The 18,913-nt window shown below is 70.5% G+C and carries 17 protein-coding genes and 1 pseudogene; 12 read left to right on the top strand and 6 right to left on the bottom strand.

The genetic code is table 11. The annotated features are described in order from the left end of the window. Positions 1–197 precede the first annotated feature (197 nt). From glgC to katG, 7 genes are read left to right on the top strand one after another with little or no spacing between them, the layout of a single operon-like run. Positions 198–1,448 carry a glucose-1-phosphate adenylyltransferase gene (gene glgC / locus VGJ24_RS02670; RefSeq protein WP_331498942.1) on the top strand — a complete coding sequence of 417 codons (1,251 nt, stop codon included), beginning with the start codon at positions 198–200 and terminating at the stop codon, positions 1,446–1,448. Between the two features lie 51 nt (positions 1,449–1,499). Beyond that, positions 1,500–2,972: a cytosine permease gene (locus VGJ24_RS02665; RefSeq protein ID WP_331498941.1), complete on the top strand. Its 1,473-nt coding sequence runs from the start codon at positions 1,500–1,502 to the stop codon at positions 2,970–2,972. 20 nt (positions 2,973–2,992) lie between these two features. Continuing rightward, positions 2,993–4,375 (top strand): amidase, encoded by a 1,383-nt coding sequence (locus VGJ24_RS02660; RefSeq protein WP_331498940.1) that lies wholly within the window; start codon positions 2,993–2,995, stop codon positions 4,373–4,375. Between the two features lie 35 nt (positions 4,376–4,410). Beyond that, positions 4,411–4,911, top strand: a complete 501-nt coding sequence (locus VGJ24_RS02655) for a hypothetical protein (RefSeq protein WP_331498939.1) — start codon at positions 4,411–4,413, stop codon at positions 4,909–4,911. Positions 4,912–4,953: 42 nt separating this feature from the next. Further along, positions 4,954–6,132 carry a site-specific DNA-methyltransferase gene (locus VGJ24_RS02650; RefSeq protein WP_331498938.1) on the top strand — a complete coding sequence of 393 codons (1,179 nt, stop codon included), beginning with the start codon at positions 4,954–4,956 and terminating at the stop codon, positions 6,130–6,132. Between the two features lie 31 nt (positions 6,133–6,163). Then, a complete protein-coding gene (locus VGJ24_RS02645) occupies positions 6,164–6,643 on the top strand; it encodes a Fur family transcriptional regulator (RefSeq protein ID WP_331498937.1) in 480 nt (159 codons plus the stop codon). Positions 6,644–6,668: 25 nt separating this feature from the next. After that, on the top strand, positions 6,669–8,948 hold the full coding sequence (gene katG, locus VGJ24_RS02640) for a catalase/peroxidase HPI (protein ID WP_331498936.1): 2,280 nt from the start codon (positions 6,669–6,671) through the stop codon (positions 8,946–8,948). Between the two features lie 190 nt (positions 8,949–9,138). Here the strand turns inward: katG and VGJ24_RS02635 are convergent, their stop codons facing one another. Next, a complete protein-coding gene (locus tag VGJ24_RS02635; protein ID WP_331498935.1) occupies positions 9,139–9,366 on the bottom strand; it encodes a hypothetical protein in 228 nt (75 codons plus the stop codon). A 147-nt stretch (positions 9,367–9,513) separates the two neighbouring features. On the opposite strand from VGJ24_RS02635, the gene VGJ24_RS02630 reads away from it, so the two are divergent. Continuing rightward, positions 9,514–10,335 carry an oxidoreductase gene (locus tag VGJ24_RS02630; protein WP_331498934.1) on the top strand — a complete coding sequence of 274 codons (822 nt, stop codon included), beginning with the start codon at positions 9,514–9,516 and terminating at the stop codon, positions 10,333–10,335. A 62-nt stretch (positions 10,336–10,397) separates the two neighbouring features. Here VGJ24_RS02630 and VGJ24_RS02625 read toward each other — a convergent pair whose 3' ends face one another. Beyond that, positions 10,398–11,843 (bottom strand): MFS transporter, encoded by a 1,446-nt coding sequence (locus VGJ24_RS02625; RefSeq protein ID WP_331498933.1) that lies wholly within the window; start codon positions 11,841–11,843, stop codon positions 10,398–10,400. A gap of 108 nt (positions 11,844–11,951) precedes the next feature. Here VGJ24_RS02625 and VGJ24_RS02620 point away from each other — a divergent pair, with 108 nt between their 5' ends. Next, positions 11,952–12,572, top strand: coding sequence for a helix-turn-helix domain-containing protein (locus VGJ24_RS02620; RefSeq protein WP_331498932.1), 621 nt, complete (start codon positions 11,952–11,954; stop codon positions 12,570–12,572). Positions 12,573–12,609: 37 nt separating this feature from the next. On the opposite strand, the gene VGJ24_RS02615 is transcribed toward VGJ24_RS02620, so the two are convergent. Continuing rightward, on the bottom strand, positions 12,610–14,016 hold the full coding sequence (locus tag VGJ24_RS02615; protein ID WP_331498931.1) for a wax ester/triacylglycerol synthase family O-acyltransferase: 1,407 nt from the start codon (positions 14,014–14,016) through the stop codon (positions 12,610–12,612). Positions 14,017–14,084: 68 nt separating this feature from the next. On the opposite strand from VGJ24_RS02615, the gene VGJ24_RS02610 reads away from it, so the two are divergent. From VGJ24_RS02610 to VGJ24_RS02600, 3 genes are read left to right on the top strand one after another with little or no spacing between them, the layout of a single operon-like run. Beyond that, a complete protein-coding gene (locus VGJ24_RS02610; RefSeq protein ID WP_331498930.1) occupies positions 14,085–15,185 on the top strand; it encodes an FUSC family protein in 1,101 nt (366 codons plus the stop codon). Then, entirely contained in the window at positions 15,185–16,285 is a 1,101-nt protein-coding gene (locus VGJ24_RS02605) for a DNA polymerase IV (RefSeq protein WP_331498929.1), read from the top strand. The genes VGJ24_RS02610 and VGJ24_RS02605 overlap by 1 nt, the downstream gene beginning before the upstream one ends. Next, on the top strand, positions 16,285–16,917 hold the full coding sequence (locus tag VGJ24_RS02600; RefSeq protein WP_331498928.1) for a class I SAM-dependent methyltransferase: 633 nt from the start codon (positions 16,285–16,287) through the stop codon (positions 16,915–16,917). Before VGJ24_RS02605 ends, VGJ24_RS02600 begins: the two co-directional genes overlap by 1 nt. On the opposite strand, the gene VGJ24_RS02595 is transcribed toward VGJ24_RS02600, so the two are convergent. From VGJ24_RS02595 to VGJ24_RS02585, 3 genes and pseudogenes are all read right to left on the bottom strand, one after another. Further along, positions 16,901–17,446 (bottom strand): DUF402 domain-containing protein, encoded by a 546-nt coding sequence (locus tag VGJ24_RS02595; RefSeq protein ID WP_331498927.1) that lies wholly within the window; start codon positions 17,444–17,446, stop codon positions 16,901–16,903. The genes VGJ24_RS02600 and VGJ24_RS02595 overlap by 17 nt on opposite strands. Positions 17,447–17,472: 26 nt before the next feature. Further along, positions 17,473–18,309 (bottom strand): SDR family NAD(P)-dependent oxidoreductase, encoded by an 837-nt coding sequence (locus tag VGJ24_RS02590; RefSeq protein WP_331498926.1) that lies wholly within the window; start codon positions 18,307–18,309, stop codon positions 17,473–17,475. A gap of 10 nt (positions 18,310–18,319) precedes the next feature. Then, positions 18,320–18,913: pseudogene (locus VGJ24_RS02585) on the bottom strand (4-hydroxyacetophenone monooxygenase); the annotation flags it as partial.

Below are 18,913 nucleotides of genomic sequence, written 5' to 3'. Positions count from 1 at the left end.
GCGCAGGCGCGGCGTCCGCCGGATCTCGTCACCGCCTGCGGCGCCGTGCGGACGACGCGCGGCCGCCGGCGACGTAGGGCTCCGGCCTGGGGCCCGGCGATCCCCGCTGGTTGCGAGACGGTCGCAGCGCGACCCCTCGATCACCGGACTGACCGGGGCCCGGCGACAACCGACGGCTGGATGGCTACGGTTCGAACATGAGCACCACCGGTCGGAAGCGGGTCCTGGCCATCGTGCTGGCCGGCGGCGAGGGGAAGCGGCTGATGCCGCTGACCGCCGACCGGGCGAAGCCGGCGGTGCCGTTCGCGGGGATCTACCGGCTGATCGACTTCGCGCTCTCGAACGTCGTCAACAGCGGCTATCTGCGGGTCGTCGTCCTGACCCAGTACAAGTCCCACTCCCTCGACCGCCACGTCACCACGACCTGGCGGATGTCGACGTTGCTCGGCAACTACGTCGCGCCGGTGCCGGCCCAGCAGCGGCTGGGCAAGCACTGGTACCTCGGCAGCGCCGACGCGATCTACCAGTCGCTGAACCTGGTGCATGACGACCGGCCGGACATCGTCGTCGTCGTAGGCGCCGACCACGTCTACCGGATGGACTTCGCGCAGATGGTCGACCAGCACGTCGCCAGCGGCGCGTCGTGCACGGTCGCGGCGATCCGGCAGCCGATCTCGCTGGCCGACCAGTTCGGTGTCATCGACGTGAACCCCGACGACCCGCGCACGATCCGCGAGTTCCTCGAGAAGCCGAAGAGTCCCGACGGTCTGCCCGACAACCCCGACGAGGTGCTGGCCAGCATGGGCAACTACGTCTTCGACGCCCGCGCCCTGGCCGAGGCGGTCGCCCGCGACTCCGACATGCAGGGGTCCAAGCACGACATGGGCGGCGACATCGTGCCGGCGTTCGTCCGGCGCAACGAGGGCGGCGTCTACGACTTCAAGGACAACCAGGTGCCGGGCGCGACCGACCGCGACCGCGGCTACTGGCGCGACGTCGGGACCATGCGCTCCTTCTACGACGCCCACATGGACGTGGTGACCCCGCTCCCGGTCTTCAACCTCTACAACACCGCGTGGCCGATCTTCACCGACTACGGGCCGCAGCCGCCCGCCAAGCTCACCAAGGGCGCGGACGGCACAGCGCCGGTCGCCGAGGAGGCGTTGTTGTCTCCCGGCGTCGTGGTCTCCGGAGGGCAGGTACGTCGGTCCGTGCTCTCGCCCGCGGTCCGGGTGGAGCAAGGGGCGGTCGTCGAGGGCTCGGTGCTCATGAACGGCGTGAAGGTCGGTGCCGGCGCCGTCGTACGCAACGCGATCCTCGACAAGTCGGTCGTCGTGCCGCCGGACGCCGAGCTCGGCGTCGACCAGGAGCTCGACGCGAAGCGGGGGTTCATCATCGACGACGGCCTCACCGTCCTCGGCAAGGGTCAGAAGTTCCCCGACGACTGACCCCACCATCCGCACCACCCCCGGCCCTCGGGCCCTCTCGGAAGGACACGCATGACGACCACCGCCGAACCCCGCCGCTCCGCCGTCGAGGTCCGCTCCATCGACTACGTCCCGCTCGCCGAGCGACATGGCAAGCTCTGGCACCTCGGCCCGCTGTGGTTCATGAGCAACGCCCAGATCGCCACCCTCGCGGTGGGTGTGCTCGGCGTCGGCGCCGGCGGCAACCTGATCTGGTCGCTGGTCGCGATCCTGCTCGGGGTCGTGGTCGGTACCTTCTTCATGGCCGCCCACTGCTCCCAGGGCCCGCAGCTCGGGCTCCCGCAGATGATCCAGTCCCGGCCGCAGTTCGGTTACGTGGGCGCGATCCTGGTCTGGCTCTTCGCCTACCTCCAGTACGCCGGCTTCAACGTCTTCAACACCCTGCTCGCCTCGGAGTCCGTCACCACTGTCACGGGCGGCGGGATCGGCCAGGTGAGGTTCTGGCTCATCGTGGGCACGGCCCTCGCGGCGGCGGCGGCGATCTTCGGGTACGACCTCATCCATCGGATGGAGCAGGCGCTGACCTATGGCTTCCTTCTGCTGTTCGGGATTCTCACGATCATCGTGCTCACGCTCCACTACCCGGCCGGGTCCTTCTCTCTGAGCAACTTCGACCTGACGCCGTTCCTGCTCCAGTTCTCGGTGGTGGCCGGCTACCAGATCAGCTGGGCGATCTACGTGTCGGACTACTCGCGCTACCTGCCGCCCGAGGTGACGATCCGCAAGACCTTCCTGTGGACCTACGGCGGCTCGGCGCTGGGCGCCGTGTGGATCATGTTCATCGGCTCGGCGCTCGCGGCGTGGGCGGGCCTGAGCTTCAGCGGCACCGGCATCGCCGAGCTCCACGATGTCGGTAACGAGTTCTTCAACGGCTTCGGCGGGATCATCCTGCTCTACGCAGCAGCCGGGTTGCTCTCGGTGACCGCCCTCAACATGTACGGCGGCTCGCTCACTCTGATCAGCGCGCTCGACTCCTTCAAGAAGGTGCGCCCGACCCTGGCGGTCCGCCTGTCGATGATCGCCTTCACGGCCGCGCTCTCGCTGGTGGTCGCCCTGGCGGTGGCCAACAACGACTCCTTCCAGGCGAACTTCTCGAACTTCCTGCTGCTCGTCCTCTACTTCTTCATCCCCTGGACGGCGGTGAACCTGGTCGACTTCTTCATCGTCCGCAAGGGCCACTACGCGATCGCGGAGATCTTCAAGCCCGACGGGATCTACGGCCGGTGGGGCTGGCGCGGGATCATCTCCTACCTCGTCGGGTTCGTCGCGATGACGCCGTTCTTCAGCACCGAGCACTACTCCGGCTGGGTGGCGAACGCCGCGCACGGCGCGGACTACTCGCTGTTCGTCGGGCTGCCGGTGTCCGGGCTCCTCTACTGGTGGCTGTGCCGTTCGGTCGACACCGAGGCCGAGGCGCGGCTGGCCGAGGAGCAGGCCGACATCCTCGAGCGCGAGGCGATGGCGCACGAGCGCACCGAAGGATGACCCGGCTCGACGCTTCTGCAATGGCGGGCGCCGTCCGTCGAGGTACGACGAGCGCCGAGGAGCTCGTGACCGAGGCGTTGGCGCGCATCGACGTGTGGGACGGCGTCGTCAACGCGTTCACGGTCGTGCTGCACGACGAGGCGTTGGCGCGGGCGCGCGAGATCGACGCCGCTGAGCGGTCGACGCTCGGGCCGCTGGCCGGCGTACCCGTGTCGATCAAGGACCACATCTGGATGGCCGGGCAGCCCGCCACCAACGGCTCGCTCGCGCTGCGCGACTTCGTCCCGGACGTCGACGCCGTCCCGGTGGCGCGGCTGCGGGACGCCGGCGCGGTCATCGTCGGCAAGACCAACAACCCGGAGTTCTGCTACCGCGGCATCACCGAGAACGCCGTCTACGGCGTGACCCGCAACCCGTGGACGCTCGACCGGACGCCCGGCGGCTCGAGCGGCGGCGCCGGCGCGTCCGTGGCGTACGGCGCCACCCCGCTGGCCCTGGGCACCGACGGCGGCGGGTCCATCCGGATCCCGTCGGCCTTCTGTGGACTGGCCGGCCACAAGCCGTCGTTCGGGCTCGTCCCGAAGCTGCCGGGCTTCCGCGGCTGGCCGACCCTGTCGGTCGACGGACCGCTGGGCACGTCGGTACGCGACCTCGTGCTCGCGTTGCGGGTGATGGCCGGCGCCCTCCCGGCCGACCCGCTGACCTGGCCGGTGCCGCTGGGTGACGACGTCGAGGTCGACTGGTCACGGCTGCGTGTCGCCGTCTCGGAGGATCTCGGCTGGGCGCCGGTCGACCGAGAGGTGCGGTCGGCGTTCCGGCGAGCCGTCGACCGGCTCAGCGACGACGGCGCCCGAGTCGTCGAGGCACACCCGGATGCGGGCTACCCGACCCGGCTCTGGAACGACATCGCTCTGCCCGAGGGGTTCGCCTCGGAGGGGCCGCTGCTCGGGCACGAGGGCATCGATCCGGTGACCCGGGAGATCACCGAGTCCGGGCGGTCCGCCACGGCGGCGGACTATCTCGACGCCCAGGAGCGACGGATCGCGTTCACCGAGACCTGGGAGTCGTTCTTCCGACCCGGCCAGAGCGGGTACGACGTACTGCTGGCGCCGTCGATGCCGGTCCCCGCGTTCTCGACCGACGTGACCGGGCCGGCCGAGATCGACGGCACTCCGGTCGACCCCTTCTTCGACGACTGGTGCGTGCTCGCGCTGCCTCCCAACCTCACCGGCCAGCCCGCGACCGCCGTCCCCACCGGTCTGAGCGCCGACGGCCTGCCGGTCGGGCTCCAGGTGATCGGTCCGCGCTGGGCCGACCTGCGCACCCTCGCCGTCGCGGCCCGGATCGAGACACTCCTGGCCTTCGACCTCGCCCCGGCCGGGGCGGAGGGGCCGCCGGCATGAGGGAACCGGGCCGACGCTCCGACCGTCCTATCGCCATGCCACGCACCCTCGGGACCCTGACCGCCGCCCTGGTGACGGGCACCGCGCTGGCGCTGACCGCCGGCTGCGGGTCCTCGTCGTCCTCGATCGCCATGGACCCCGCGTCCGACCCGGCTGGGAACCCGTCCTCGACACCGGGGCCGGTCGAGGGCGCGCAGGTGCTGCCGCTGATCTCGATGACCGGCATCGGCGGGCAGGCCTCGACGACCGCGGCGCCGTTGAACAGTGCCGGCGACATCACCAGGTTTGTCCGTCAGTTCCCGTCTCCACTGACGCAGAAACGTCTCCGCAGCGCGATCGTCGCTGCGCCGAGCACGCCGGGCCACGACCTCGTCGGCCAGGTCGTGGCGATCGGCTGCGACCGGCCCCCGGGCGTCACCGTGATGGTGAACAAGGACGGCCGGGTGGAGCTGGTGCCGCACGAGGTGGCCAGCCCGCTGCCGGAGTGTCTCGCGGCAGTCACGACGATCGCGATCGCGCTGCTCCCGAGGAGCTGAGTCCGGCCCGCCTCACGCACGCCGTACGCGACGACGGTTAGCGTGAGGCGCGTGCAGCCGTGGAACACGTTCGTCGAGGGCGACAACCTCGACGTGCTCCCGCGGCTGGCTGCGACGTACGGCCCGTTCGACGTGGTCTACCTCGATCCGCCGTACAACACCGGCAACCCGTTCGTGTACGACGACAAGGTCGACGGCCGGCGGGCGGACCGGCACCACGTCTGGGCCGCGATGATGCGGCCGCGTCTCGAGTGCGTGCGTGCGGTCATGGGCGCACGTGGGGCGGTCTTCGTCAGCATCGACGACAACGAGGTGGCCCACCTGCGCCTCCTGATGGACGAGCTGTTCGGCGAGGACGCCTTCGTCGCCCAGATCGTGGTCAACCTCAATCCGAAGGGCCGCCAGCTGGGTCGCGGCTTCGCGACGTCTCACGAGTACCTGCTCGTCTACGCGCGCTCGATGCCGGACTGTGCGCTCGACGCGTCGAGCCCGTCGCAGGTCGACCCTCGCGACTTCCCGTTGACGACCGACGACGGACGGCGCCACCGCCGACTTCCGCTGCGCAACACCAACAAGAAGTTCAACCCGGTGACCGCGCCGACCATGCACTTCGCGATCTACGGCGATCCAGAGACCGGGCGGGTCTCGACCGCGCCGTTCTCCGGGTCGCTCGAGATCAAGCCGGTGTTCGGGGACGGCGCTCCCGCGGTCTGGCGGTGGTCGGCCACCAAGATCGACGCCCAACCCGACGACCTGGTCTGCCGCTGGGTCGGCTCGGGGGAGCGGCGCCGGGCCGACGTCTTCCAGCGCGACTGGCTGCACGAGGGCCGGCGCAAGAAGCTCCGCACGATCTGGCTCGCCGAGGAGATCGGCTCGACCGACACCGCGGTGATGGAGCTCAAGGCGCTGGTCGGCCACCTCTTCGACTCCCCGAAACCGACCGGCCTGCTGCGCCGGATCCTGGAGACGATGCCGGACGACGCGCGCGTGCTCGATCCGTTCGCCGGCAGTGGCGCGACCGGCCACGCGGTCGCCCTCCAGAACACCGCCGACGGCGGACGGCGTACCTGCGTCTCGGTCAACCTGCCGGAGCCGGTGCGCCCGGGGTCGAACGCCGACCTGGCCGGCCTGGCGAAGGTCTCCGACGTGACCCGAGCCCGCTTGCGGGCGGTGGACGACGTGTGCGGCGGTGGCTTCCAGGAGTTCACGCCCGATTCTTGACTCGTTCAAGAAAAGGGGCCAGGATCGAACGATGCCCCGAGCCCCCGACTTCCAGCAGCTGCTGCGGGACTCCGGGCTGCGCGTCACCCGGCAGCGGCTGGCCGTGCTGGACGCGCTCGTGGAGCTGGCGCACGCCGACACCGAGTCGGTGATCGCCGCCGTACGCCGTGACCTCCCGGAGGTCTCGCACCAGGCGGTCTACGACTCGCTGCGCACCCTGACCACGGCCGGGCTGGCCCGCCGTATCCAGCCGACCGGCTCGGTCGCCCGCTACGAGGCCCGGGTGGGCGACAACCATCACCACCTGGTGTGCCGCTCCTGCGGTGCCATCACCGACGTCGACTGCGCGGTCGGCCAGGTGCCGTGCCTGACCGCTGCCGACGACCACGGCTACGTCGTCGACGAGGCCGAGGTCATCTTCTGGGGCCGGTGCCCCCGCTGCGCCGCATCCCCCGGCCCCACCAGCACCGACCCCACCAGCACTGACCACACCCGCACCACCCACGCCTGACCACCCGAGATCGGAAGGAACCCCCATGGCCGAGAACCAGAACCAGCAGGACTCCACGCTCGCCGACGTCAACGTCGAGTCCGCAGACGGACCGGTCCCGACCGAGGACCTCGCCGCCGGCGGTTGCCCGGTCGCCCACGCGACGTACCCGGCCGAGGGCGGCAACGCCAACCAGGGCTGGTGGCCGAGTCGCCTCAACCTCAAGATCCTGGCCAAGCACACGCCCGTGTCCAATCCGATGGGGGCGGACTTCGACTACCGCGCGGCGTTCACCAGCCTCGATCTGGCCGCGGTGAAGAGCGACCTCACGGAGCTGCTGACGACCTCGCAGGACTGGTGGCCGGCCGACTTCGGGAACTACGGCCCGTTCTTCGTCCGGATGGCCTGGCACAGCGCCGGCACCTACCGGATCGACGACGGCCGGGGTGGAGCCGGCGGCGGCCAGCAGCGGTTCGCACCGATCAACTCCTGGCCGGACAACGTGCTCCTCGACCGGGCTCGGCGTCTGCTGTGGCCGGTGAAGAAGAAGTACGGGAGCCGGCTCTCGTGGGCCGACCTGTTCGTGCTGGCCGGCAACGTCGCCATGGAGTCCATGGGCTTCCAGACGTTCGGCTATGCCGGCGGTCGCGAGGACGTTTACGAGCCGGACGAGGACGTCTACTGGGGTCCCGAGCAGACCTGGCTCGGCGACGAGCGCTACACCGGCGATCGCGATCTCGAGAAGCCCCTGGCCGCGGTCCAGATGGGACTGATCTACGTCAACCCCGAGGGTCCCAACGGCACCCCCGATCCGCTGGCGGCCGCGCGCGACGTACGCGAGACGTTCCGCCGGATGGCGATGAACGACGAGGAGACCATCGCCCTGATCGCGGGCGGCCACACCTTCGGCAAGACCCATGGCGCCGCCGACCCCGAGAAGTACGTCGGCCCGGAGCCCGAGGGCGCCCCGCTCGAGCAGCTGGGCCTGGGGTGGAAGGGCACCTACGGCAGCGGGCACGGCGACGACACCATCGGCTCGGGCCTGGAGGTCACCTGGACCTACCACCCGACCCGGTGGGACAACGAGTTCTTCCACATCCTGTTCGCCTATGAGTGGGAGCTGATGAAGTCCCCGGCCGGGGCGCACCAGTGGCGCCCCAAGAACGGCGCCGGGGCCGACCTGGTCCCGATGGCTCACGACCCGTCCAAGCGCCGTGAGCCGCGGATGCTGACGACCGACCTCGCGCTCCGCTTCGACCCGGTCTACGGGCCGATCTCGCAGCGATTCCACGACCACCCCGACGAGTTCGCCGATGCGTTCGCCCGGGCCTGGTTCAAGCTGACCCACCGCGACATGGGTCCGATCCAGCGGTACCTCGGCCCCGAGGTCCCCTCCGAGACGCTGATCTGGCAGGACCCCGTCCCGGAGGCGACGTACGACGCGATCGACGACACCGACGTGGCCTCGCTCAAGCAGCAGGTGCTCGACGCCGGCATCCCGATCGGGCAGCTCGTCGCCACCGCGTGGGCGTCGGCGTCGACGTTCCGTGGCAGCGACAAGCGCGGCGGCGCCAACGGCGCTCGCATCCGGCTCGAGCCGCAGAACGGCTGGGAGGCGAACGACCCCGACCAGCTCGCGACCGTGCTCCGGACCCTCGAGGGGATCGCCCAGACCTTCAACCAGACGCTCAACGACGCCCAGGACGGCAAGCGGGTCTCTCTGGCCGACCTGATCGTGATCGCAGGCTCGGCGGCGGTCGAGAAGGCCGCGCAGGAGGCCGGGGTGTCCGTCTCGGTGCCGGTCAGCATCGGCCGCACCGACGCCACCCAGGAGCAGACCGACGTCGAGGCCTTCGCACCGCTCGAGCCGAGCGCCGACGGTTTCCGCAACTACCTCGGCAAGGGCCACCGGCTGCCTGCGGAGTACCTCCTCGTCGACCGGGCGAACCTGCTCACGCTGAGCGCCCCGGAGATGACCGTCCTCGTCGGGGGCCTGCGGGTCCTGGGCGCGAACCAGGGCGGTTCAGCGCTCGGCGTCCTCACCGACCGGCCCGGCGTGCTCACCAACGACTTCTTCGTGAACCTGCTGGACCTCGGCACCACCTGGGAGCCGACGTCCGACGACGCCGAGACCTTCGAGGGCCGCGACGCGTCCGGCTCGGTGACGTGGACCGGCAGCCGGGTCGACCTGGTCTTCGGCTCGAACTCCGAGCTCCGGGCGCTCGCCGAGGTGTACGCCGCCGACGACGCCGGCGAGAAGTTCGTCCGCGACTTCGTCGACGCCTGGGTCAAGGTGATGGATCTCGACCGCTACGACCTGCGCTGACCCGCCGGAAGTTCACGCCGTACGACGCTGACCCGCCGGAAGTTGACGCCGTACGACGCTGACCCGCCGGAAGTGCACGCCAACTTCTGCCGGGTCGATGCGCTTCTGCCGCCATGTTCTGGCGGGTCAGCGCCTCCATACCGCATGTTTCGGGCGGGTCAGCGCCTCCGGACCGCACGCTTCGGGCGGGTCAACGCCTACGGGTGTGCTTGGACTGCACCCGCGACTCGCGGACGCCGCCGGAGCCGTCGCTGCGCCACGACGGGCCGAGGCCGATGTCGTCGAGATGGTCCTGCCACGAGCCGAACTGACCCGGGTCGGTGCCTCGGCCCCGCAGCATCGCCCGAATCACCCGCGAGTGGAACAGCCACCACATCAGCTCCAGGGCGACGAGCACGACGATGACGTAGACGATCACGACGCCCTCCCGACCGACGAGAACTTCCGATCACGGTAGGCCCATCCGTGCGGCGTGACCACGGATGACACGTACCGATCCGATCACGACTTCCCGGGGTGAGGGAGTCCATCGGGGGCAGCTGAGCTACGCGCGATGATGGTCCTCATGACGGATCGCGTGGCGCTGGTGACCGGGGGTTCGAGCGGGATCGGGGAGCAGACCGCGCTGAGGTTGCAGGCCGCCGGCCTCACGACGTACGCCGTGGCGCGCCGGGTCGACCGGATGACCCGGCTCGCGGAGTCCGGCGTCACCACGTTCGCGATGGATGTCACCGACGACGCCTCGATGGCCGGTGGCATCGGACGGATCCTGGACGAGCACGGGCGCGTCGACGTGCTGGTCAACAACGCCGGGTACGGCTCGTACGGCGCGGTCGAGAACGTCCCGATCGACGAGGCCAGGCGCCAGTTCGAGGTCAACGTCTTCGGCCTGGCCCGGCTGGTCCAGCTCGTGACGCCTCGGATGAGGGAGCAGAGGAGCGGTCGGATCATCAACATCAGCAGCGTCGGTGGGAAGTTCTACGAGCCGCTCGGCGCGTGGTACCACGCGACCAAGTTCGCGGTCGAGGGCTTCAGCGACAGCCTGCGACTCGAGCTCGCGCCGTACGGCATCCGGGTGGTGATCGTCGAGCCCGGCCCGATCCGCACCGAGTGGAACACCATCGCCCGCGACGGACTGGTCGCCAGCAGTGCCGGCACGGCGTACGAGCGGCACGCCGAGGGCGTGCGCGCACGGATCGAGTCCGGCGAGGCGCCGGCGGTCTCCAGCGGCCCCGACGTGGTCGCGAAGGCGATCACGAAGGCCGCCACGGCTCGCCGTCCGAAGACGCGCTACCCCGTCGGGCGGGGGGCCCGGTCGATCGTCACCGCGCGACGCCTCCTCCCCGACCGGGCGCTGGACGCCGTGATCGGGCGCCTCTACTCCTGACCCACGACGATGTGGGGCGGGTCCACCAGGACCCGCCCCACAGAGGTCGACCGAAGCCTGCCTCAGGCGGCATCGAGCGCCGGCTCAGCCAGCGGCTCGGACACCAGCTCCACCGCCAGCTCGTCGCGCCGGATCAGGGTCAGGCTCGCGACGACGCCGACGGCGGCGACGATGGCGCCGACCAGGAACGCCGACTGGAACCCGTCGACCAACGCCGAGGGCAGGGCCGACCCGCTGCCGAGGGAGTCCCCGGTGCGCGACGTGGCGATCGAGGACAGCGCGGCGATGCCGAGCGCGCCACCGATCTGCTGTGAGGTGTTGATCAGGCCCGATGCCAGCCCGGCCTCGGAGGGCGTCACTCCCGCCAGCGCCGCGATCGAGATCGGCACGAAGGAGAAGCCGATTCCCACGCCGATGATCAGGAAGCCGGGCAGCAGGTCGCGGACGTAGCTGCCGCCGACCGACACCTGGGTGAACCACAGCAGGCCTGCGGTCAGCATCGTCATCCCGATCACCAGCACCGGCTTCACCCCGACCCGGGTCACCAGCTGACCGGCGACACCCGACCACACGATCGCCGTACCGGCGACCGCCAGGTAGGCAAGGCCCGTCTTCATCGCGGAGTAGCCCAGGACCTGCTGCATGTAGAGCGTCAGCATCAGGAACATCGAGAACAACGCGGTCCCCAGGATGAACCCGGCGACATTCGCCCCGCTCACGGTGCGCGTCCGGAGGATCCCGAAGCGCATCAACGGCTCCGGGTGGCGGAGCTCCCAGGCGACGAAGGCGCCGAGCAACGCCAGAGAAGCTCCGAACACGCCGAGCGTCTCTGCCGCGAGCCAGCCCTTCTGGCCGGCCTGGGTGATCGCATAGACCAGGGACGAAAGCCCGCTGGTCACCAGGACGGCACCCGGCAGGTCGAACCTGTTGACGCGGGCGTCACGGCTCTCCCGCAGGAGCAGCGGCGCCAGGGCGAACCCGACGACGCCGACCGGCACGTTGACGAAGAAGATCCACTCCCAGCTGAGGGCGTCGGTGAGGACTCCGCCGAGGAGCACGCCCGCCACGGCACCGAAGCCTCCGACGGCGCCCCAGGCACCCAGCGCGATGTTGCGCTCGCGACCTTCGGCGAACGTCGTGGACAGGATCGAGAGGGCGGCCGGCGTGATGATCGCGGCTCCGAGGCCCTGGAACGCGCGTGCGCCGATCAGGGACGGCTCTGACCAGGCGAGGCCGGCCAACAGCGAGGCGACGGTGAAGACGGCGATGCCGCCCAGGAAGATGCGGCGCCGTCCCAGCATGTCGGCGGCGCGGCCACCCAGCAGGAGGAACCCGCCGAACACGAGCGCATAGGCACTGATCACCCACTGGAGGTCGGCCTGGGAGAACCCGAGGTCGATCTTGATGGAGGGAAGCGCGACGTTCACGATCGCGATGTCGAGCACCACCATGAACTGGACCACGCAGAGGAGGGCGAGAGCCAGCCACCTGCGGCGGTCGGTCGACACCTCAGGGGCTACTTGCGTTTCTGAAGTCATACGAGCGACCGTAACAGCGTCTACTTCACTTTCACAAGTAGATCCTTCTGAATTCTTATCGAGTGGTATCCTTTCGGCATGGTCAAGCGCTACGAGCAGTACTGTCCGATGGCACATGCCCTCGATCTCGTGGGCGACCGGTGGGCACTGCTCGTGATCCGCGAGCTGATGCACGGGCCGAAGCGCTACACCGACCTCGTCGAGCACCTGCCCGGCATCGGGACCAACATCCTCGCGGCGCGCCTTCGCGATCTCGAGGGCAACGGCGTCGTCGCACGACGTACTCTTCCGCGGCCTGCGGCGTCGAAGGTCTATGAGCTGACCGACTACGGTCGCGAGCTGCGGCCGGCCATGCGTGAGCTGGCGTTGTGGGGTGCCCGCTCCCTGGGCCCGCCCACGGAGAAGGACGAGCTGTTCGAGGGGTGGTTGGCGAACGCGATGGACATCGTGGCCCCCCTCGCGCCGGCCGGCCGCTTCGAGTTCCGGGCCGGCCCGGAGGTCGCCTCACTCGTCGACGGAGAGGTCCAGGACGGTTCGATCGACGACGCGGACGTCGTCGTGGAGGGCGATCCGGAGGGAATCTACTCGCTGTTCGTGGACCGGTGCCTCGACCGGGTCACGATCGAGGGTGACCAGCGTCTTCTCGAGGCGCTCCTCGATGTCGCGCCAGCACGCGTCGCGACTCCGGTGACGACCTAGACCTCGGGCCCAGCTGCCCATCGGCGCGTTCGACGGCTCAAGCCCCCGCAGCCCGCTCGAGGGCGGTGAGCTCGGTGTCAAGGTGGGTCAGCAGGCGCTGCAGGTGCGGCACCGTACGACGACAGCCGGTCAGCCCGAACGCCATCTGGTCGGCGTAGGAGTTGCAGGTGATGTTCAGCGCCATCCCGTCGATGGGGATCGACAGTGGATAGGTGCCAAGGAGCCGCATCCCGTTGAAGTACTGCGTCGACCGCGGGCCCGGCACGTTGCTGATGATCAGGTTGTACGGCGGCTTCACCAGGCCACTCATCCGCAGCATCGGGCCGAGGATCGCCGGCGCCTGGCCCAGCGCGCTCATCGCCAGGATCTGCACGGGCGTCATCTCGGCGAGCGCACGCTTCCCGTCGACCATCGACTCGTGGACCGCCTTCAGCCGATCGGCCGGGTCGGTCAGGTCGGTGCCGAGCCGCACCATCACCGACCCCAGGGCGTTGCCGCCGGACACGGAGGCGAGGTGCGACTCCTTCGCCTTGAGGCCGACCGGCACCATCGACACCAGCGTCGCGTCGGGCAGGGCGTCCAGCTCGATCAGGTAGGTGCGCATCGCGCCGCTGCACATCGCGAGCACCACGTCGTTCAACGTCGTGCCGCTCGCCTTGCTGATGGCGCGCAGTCGCTCGAGCGGCCAGTCCTGCGCCGCGAAGCGCCGGGCCGCGGTGATCGGCTGGTTGAGGATGGTGCGTGGGGCGTAGAGCGCGAGCGCCGAGGTCTCGTTGCGGACCGACTTGCGCAAGGTCTTGATCAGGGCGCTGGGCATCCCGACCGCCTCGGCGCTGATGCCGAGCGCGGTGCGCAGCGCCTGCAGCGGTACGTCGGACAACGAGTGCTCGGCCTCCCCCTGGGCCTCGCGGACCTTCGCCGTCGAGGGCTTGTTCTCCCACGGCGCCGGCATGTCGATGCGATCCGGGTCCGTGGTGAGGATGCTCTGGAGGAGGCGCATCGCCGAGATCCCGTCGACCAGCGCGTGGTGGAGCTTGGCGTACATCGCGACGCGGCCGTCCCGCAGCCCCTCGATCAGGTGCCACTCCCACAGGGGCCGCTCGGTGGCCAGGCGCGTCGAGTGCAGCCGTGAGCAGAGCTCGAGGAGCTCGCGGACGCGGCCCGGCTTCGGCAGTGCGCTGTGGCGCACGTGGTACTCGATGTCGAACTCGTCGTCCTCGCGCCAGACGTACTGACCTCCGGTCCGGACCGACCGCACCGGGTGCTTGAGGAAGAGCGGCGCGATGTCGTCCGACTCCCGCAGCTGTGCATACAGGTCGTGGACGTAGTTGCGGCCGACGCCCTCGGGCTTGCGGAACAGCTGCAGACCCCCGACGTGCATCGGCATCCGCCGGTTCTCCGCCATCAGGAACGCGGCAGCCGTCGGATCGAGGGGTTGCACCATGCGGTCGATCCTTGTCCCCGGGTCGATGGGGGACAAGTGACGTCCTCGGGACCTGGCACGATCGGGGCATGCAGGCCCACCCGCTCGAGGGCGCCCTGGTGCGGAGTCGGACGTCGCTGTCGACCCGACTCGACCGGTGGCGTGCCAAGCGGTGGGCGGTCGCACAGTGCGCGGTCGCGGCCGGGGTCGCGTGGTGGGTGGCTTCCGACGTCTTCGGGCACGCGGCGCCCTTCTTCGCCCCGGTGGCGGCCGTCGTCTCGTTGGGTACGTCGTACGGCCAGCGTCTGCGGCGGGTGGCGGAGGTGACCGTCGGGGTGGCGCTCGGTGTCTTCGGCGCCGACCTGCTCGTGCGGCTCCTCGGCTCCGAGGGCTGGGTCATCGCGCTGGTCGTCGGGCTCTCGATGAGTGCCGCGCTGCTGCTCGACAACGGCCAGGTCTTCGTGATCCAGGCGGCCGTGCAGTCGATCGTGATCACGGCGCTGAAACCGGCACCCGGGCAGGCCTTCACGCGCTGGACCGACGCACTGATCGGCGGCGCGGTCGCGCTCGTGGCGGCGACCGTCGTACCGGCGGCGCCGTTGCGCCGGCCGCGCGAGCAGGCCGCGAAGGTGGTGCGGAAGGTGCGCGACCTCCTCCATGCGTCGAGCGGCGTGATGGTCGACGGCGACGTCGACCGGGCGATGGCGCTGCTCGCCGAGGCCCGCGCCACCGACCCGCTGATCCGCGAGCTCCAGGATGCGGCCGACGAGGGGCTCGACGTGGTCGCGTCGTCGCCGTTCCGCATCCGGCACGGCCCGGGGCTGCGGAAGATGGCCGAGCTCGTCGAGCCGCTCGGCCGCGCCCTGCGCAGCACGCGGGTGCTGGTGCGGCAGTGCGCCGTCGCGGCGTACCGACACCAGCAGATCCCCCACTCCTATGCCCTGCTCACCTCCGAGCTGGCGGCGGCGGTGGAGGTGGTGGCGACCGAGCTCGACGCCGACCGGATGCCGTCGTCTGCGCAGCCGGCCCTGATCGCGGTGGGGATGGCGACCGGCGAGGTCGACCGCACCGATGACCTCTCCGGCGAGGTGGTCCTCGCCCAGATCCGGTCGGTGATCGCCGACCTGCTGCTGCTGACGGGGATGGACCCGATCGAGGCCACCGATGCACTGCCCCCGGTGAGGCGCTGATGGCCGACGTCTCGGAGGAGGAGTGGGTGCTGCACGTCGACCTCGACCAGTTCATCGCGGCGGTCGAGATGCTGCGCCGGCCAGAGCTGGCCGGCATGCCGGTCGTGGTGGGTGGTCGAGGCGACCCGACCGAGCGCGGCGTCGTGGCCACCGCGTCGTACGCCGCTCGCGAGCACGGCGTCGGGTCGGGCATGCCGCTGCGGATCGCGGCCCGGAAGCTCCCGGACGCGGTCTTCCTGCCGGTCGACAAGCCGGCGTACGACGAGGCCTCCGCGCGGGTGATGGAGACGTTGCGCTCGCTCGAGTGGGGCGGCGTCCCGGTCGTGGTCGAGGTGCTCGGCTGGGACGAGGCGTTCCTCGGGCCGGGTCCCGGTCATGCCGGGCTCGGCGATCCACGGGTCTTCGCGCAGCGCATCCGCGAGACCGTCCACCAGGCGACGGACCTGACCTGCGGTGTCGGCATCGGCGACAACAAGCTCCGCGCCAAGATCGCCACTGCCTTCGGCAAGAAGGGGGAGGGCGACGGGTCCGGCGTCGGCTACCTGACCGCCGCCGAGTGGTACGACGTGATGGGTGACCGGCCGACGACCGCCTTGTGGGGGATCGGCTCCAAGATCGGCAAGCGGCTGGCCGCGCTCGGCATCCACACGGTGCGCGAGCTGGCCGACTCTGACACCCAGATGCTCGCCGACGCGATCGGGCCGACGATGGGGCCGTGGTACCACCGCCTCGGTCGTGGCGCCGACACCAGTCCGGTCGACGCCACCCCGTGGACGCCGCGGGCGCACGGGCGCGAGGAGACCTACCAGACCGACCTGACCTGGGACGCCGTACCCGATGAGCTCCGGGCGCTGACGGCGCGGGTCGTGGAGGACATCGATCGCGAGGGACGGCCGGCGGCGAGGGTGGGGATCAAGGTGCGATACCGGCCGTTCATCACCGTCAGCCGGTCGCTGACGCTGCCCGATCCGTCGAACGATGTGACGGTGCTGGCCGATGCCGCGGTCTCCCTGCTCGACCGGGTCGAGCACGACCGGCCGGTGCGCCTGCTCGGCGTACGCCTGGAGATGGTGGAGCCCGAAGGGGGCTACGTCCGGTGATGCGCGACTGGCGAGAGTGGTACGAGGAGTACGACGACCCGGCGTCGTCGCTCTCGCGGCGCCTGGGTGACGTACGCCGACTGCTCGGTGCCGACCTCGACGCCCGCGCCGCTTCCGGTCAGAGCTCCGCGCGGCTGCTGAGCCTCTGTGCGGGCGACGGGCGCGACACGATTCCGGTGCTGGCCGCTCGGCCCGACCTCGACGTCGACGCGTGCCTGGTCGAGCTCGACCCGGTGCTGGCCGATGCGGCACGGGCCGCGGCCACCGCCGCCGGGGTGGAGGTCGACGTCCGCACGGCGGACGCGGGAGCGTTCACGTCCTTCCGTGACCGGCTGATGGGAGACGTCCTGATGCTGTGCGGGATCTTCGGCAACATCTCCGACACCGATGTGCAGCGTTGCGTCGACGCGTCGCGGGCGTTGGTCGGACCAGGGGGCACCGTCATCTGGACGCGCGGCAGCCGGGGGCCCGACGACCCGGCGGACTGGGTGCGTGGACTGTTCACGACGGCCGGCTTCGAGGAGGTGGCGTTCCTGGCGCCGGCGGATGCGACCTACCGCGTAGGTGTCTGCCGGCAGGCGGGAGCGAGGTCGGGATGGGCTCCGGAGTGGTCGTTCAGCTTCGTGCGATGAGGTCGCGGAGCGTCGCGAGCCAGGGCTCGTGGCTCCCGTCGTACGGCGGGTCCTGCGCGAGGATCGCGGCGTACACGCGGTCGCGGCTGGCCTCGGCCAACGCGATGATCTCGCGCGGGTAGCCCAGCTCGACCTGGTGCTCCGCGAACTCGTCCTCGTCGTCGACGACGACGTCACCCTCGCGCCCGCGGATCACGTCGAGGTCGAGGTCGACCGCCCGGACCGTCGTCCCGTCCCAGACAGGCGGAGTGGTCATGTCGACGTACACCCAGATGTGCCAGGGCGCGCGGTGGAACGTCGCCATCCACCCGCGCTCGACGTCGCCGCCGACGGCCGCCGGGATCAACCCGACCTGGTCGAGCTCCGACCGGACCTCGAGCCCCGGCCGCACCATCAGTGTGCCCGCGGGGATGCCCAGCCAGTCACCGTGCTCGTCACTCCCGAGCCACACCGCCGGGATCTGCCAATGGGGCCGACCCCCCCACTTCGTCATCGCGATCTGCACCGCATCACCGAGCTCGAGGGTCACACGGGCGACCCTACGTCCGGGCCGGCTCAGCGCTTGGCGGGCTTGGTACGACCGGCGACCGCGGCGATGACGTCCTGGTAGCGGGAGCCGCTGAGCCGGGCGAAGTGGTGGAGGGCGTGGGCGTCGAGGCCGACCAGCAGCCGGGCCTTGCCGCCGAGGACACCCTTCTCGACGACGATCCGGGCGGCCTCCGCGGGTTCCATCCTGGCCATCTTCTCGTCGAAGTAACGCGCGTTCCGATCGTGGTCCTCGCGCGCCGAGGTGCGAGCGTTGCGCGCGATCGCGGTCTTGATGCCGCCGGGGTGGACGACGGTCACGCCGACCGGGTAGCCGGCCATCAGGATCTCCTCGCGAAGTGCCTCGCTGAAGCCGCGTACGGCGTACTTGGCGGCGTTGTACATCGACTGGCCGGGCATCGAGAGCAAGCCGAAGAGCGACGACACGTTGACCAGGTGGCCGTCGCCCGAGGCGACCAGATGCGGCAGGAACTCCTTCGAGCCGTGTACGACGCCCCAGAAGTCGATCCCGATGATCCAGTCCATGTCGGAGTACTCGAGGTCCTCGACGTCACCGGCCAGCGCGACACCGGCGTTGTTGACGACGACGTTCACCCGGCCGAACTGCTCGGCGACCGCCGCGGCGTACGTCGTGAACGCGCTGCGGTCCGCGACGTCGAGCCGGTCACTGCGCACCTCGCGGGCGCCGGCGGACTTCACCAGCTCGACGGTCTCCGCGAGCCCCGGCCCGTCGATGTCCGAGACCGCGACGAGTGCGCCGCGACGGGCCACGTCGACGGCCAGTGCGCGGCCGATGCCGGAGGCGGCACCGGTGATCACGACGACCTTGTCGTCCAGGGACTTCATGGGCTGGTCTTCATGCGACCGCCTCGCGGTCGGGGTGCGCCGCCTGTACGTCGTACGCGTCGGCGTCGAAGCGGGCCAGGATCCGTCGCAGCGTGAACGTCGAGCGCGGCCACAGGGTCGTGATCCGGCCGTGGGTGTCCTGGTACCACGACATGCAGCCGCCTCGGGTCCACACGGTGCGCCTCATCCTCCGCTGCAGGCTGGCGTTGAACCGCCGCTGGGCATCCGCGCGCGGCTCCAGCGCGCCGTACCTCTTGCTACGCAGCGTGCGCAGCGCGTCGCGGATGTAGGCGACCTGCGACTCGACCACGAAGACCACGCTGGTGTGGCCCTGGGCGGTGTTCGGACCGGTCAGCATGAAGAGGTTGGGAAAGCCGTGCACCGTCGTTCCCTTGTACGCCGACATCCCGCCGGCCGCCCATGCCTCGGCCAACGTGCTGCCCGCGCGGCCGACGACGCGCTTCGCGATCGGCTGCTCGGTGGTCCAGAAGCCGGTGGCCACGACGATCACGTCGGCCGGGTGCTCGCCCCCGTCACCGGTGACGATCCCGGTCGGGGTGACCCGGGCGATCGGGTCGGTGACGAGGTCGACGTTCTCGCTGGC

The sequence above is a fragment of the Nocardioides sp. genome (assembly GCF_036493135.1).
Classification (GTDB): domain Bacteria; phylum Actinomycetota; class Actinomycetes; order Propionibacteriales; family Nocardioidaceae; genus Nocardioides.
This window is presented reverse-complemented; position numbering and strand designations above follow the sequence as displayed.